This window comes from Sphingomonas populi, assembly GCF_004208535.1.
GTDB classification, from domain to species: Bacteria; Pseudomonadota; Alphaproteobacteria; order Sphingomonadales; family Sphingomonadaceae; genus Sphingomonas; species Sphingomonas populi.
Genome location: NZ_SGIS01000155.1, coordinates 1 through 1,187 on the forward strand (window position 1 = coordinate 1; position 1,187 = coordinate 1,187).

Sequence of the window (1,187 nt, forward strand, 5' to 3'; positions counted from 1 at the left end):
ATGGCCGATCTCGTCCGCTCGACGCTGCGCCTGCGTCCCGATCGCATCATCGTCGGCGAGGTGCGCGGTCCCGAAGCACTCGACATGCTGAAGGCCTGGAACACCGGCCATCCCGGCGGCATCGCCACTGTCCATGCCAACAGCGCGATATCCGCGCTCTACCGGATCGAAGGCCTTGTCCAGGAAGCGGTGGTCACCGTTCCGCGCCGGCTCATCGCCGAGGCTATCGACATCATCGTCTTCATCTCCGGGCGCGGCCTCCAGCGCCGCATCTCACAGATCGCGCGCGTCACCGGGATCGACCCCGACACCAGCAGCTACGCGCTCGCTGACTTCCTCTTCCCCCTCAACCCCCAAGGAGAATGACCATGCAGCTTGCCAAAATTCCCGTACACGGTTCTCGCCTTTTCATCGGCGCCGCCGTCGGCCTGAGCCTCGCTCTGACCAATGTCGCGCAGGCGGCGGGGTCGGGCATGCCCTGGGAACAGCCGCTCCAGCAGGTTTTGGAATCCGTTCAGGGTCCGGTTGCGAAGATCGTCGCCGTCATCGTGATCATCACTACCGGTCTCACGCTGGCGTTCGGAGAAAGCAGCGGCGGCTTCCGACGCCTCATCCAGATCGTGTTCGGACTGTCGATTGCGTTCGCCGCGTCGAGCTTCTTCCTGAGCTTCTTCAGCTTCGGTGGCGGGGCGCTAATCGCATGATCCCGGTCCCGCTCGGCACCGGACAGCATCTCGCAGGCTTCGAGGCTCCCATCCACGGGAGCCTCGGGTCGCCGATCCTGCTCGGTGGTGCGCCCCGCGGGATTGCGATCGTCAACGGGACGATCGCCGCAGCGGTCGGCCTTGGCCTCCAGCAATGGTTGGCCGGCCTCGTGCTTTGGGCCGCTGGACACAGCATCGCCGTGTTCGCCGCGCGGCACGACCCGGACTTCGCGCCCGTGCTGATCCGCCACCTCCGCCAGAAAGGCTATCTCGCGTGCTGAACCTCGCCGAATATCGCCACCGATCCGATCGGCTGGCGGACCATCTCCCGTGGGCAGCGCTGGTCGCGCCCGGCATCATCCTCAACAAGGACGGCAGCTTCCAGCGGACGTTGCGCTTCCGCGGTCCCGATCTCGAATCCGCGACCGAGGCCGAGCTGATCTCAGCCTGCGCCCGGGCCAACAATGTGCTGAAGCGGTTCGG

The 1,187-nt window shown here is 66.0% G+C and carries 4 protein-coding genes; all 4 read left to right on the plus strand.

Annotated elements, in window-relative coordinates; genetic code table 11:
* On the plus strand, positions 1–366 hold a 366-nt coding region (locus EWE75_RS24660), incomplete at its 5' end, for an ATPase, T2SS/T4P/T4SS family (protein ID WP_165388541.1).
* 2 nt (positions 367–368) lie between these two features.
* Positions 369–704 (plus strand): TrbC/VirB2 family type IV secretion system protein, encoded by a 336-nt coding sequence (locus tag EWE75_RS24665; RefSeq protein WP_130160644.1) that lies wholly within the window; start codon positions 369–371, stop codon positions 702–704.
* Entirely contained in the window at positions 701–985 is a 285-nt protein-coding gene (locus EWE75_RS24670) for a VirB3 family type IV secretion system protein (protein WP_130160642.1), read from the plus strand. The genes EWE75_RS24665 and EWE75_RS24670 overlap by 4 nt, the downstream gene beginning before the upstream one ends.
* A partial coding sequence (locus EWE75_RS24675; protein ID WP_130160643.1) for a hypothetical protein occupies positions 979–1,187 on the plus strand: 209 nt, incomplete at its 3' end. The genes EWE75_RS24670 and EWE75_RS24675, both read left to right, overlap by 7 nt.

What these genes read in the sequence shown, in the direction of transcription:
- EWE75_RS24670 (WP_130160642.1), top strand. Translation starts at nt 701, where the DNA reads ATGATCCCGGTCCCGCTCGGCACCGGACAGCATCTCGCAGGCTTCGAG.
- EWE75_RS24665 (WP_130160644.1), top strand. Translation starts at nt 369, where the DNA reads ATGCAGCTTGCCAAAATTCCCGTACACGGTTCTCGCCTTTTCATCGGC.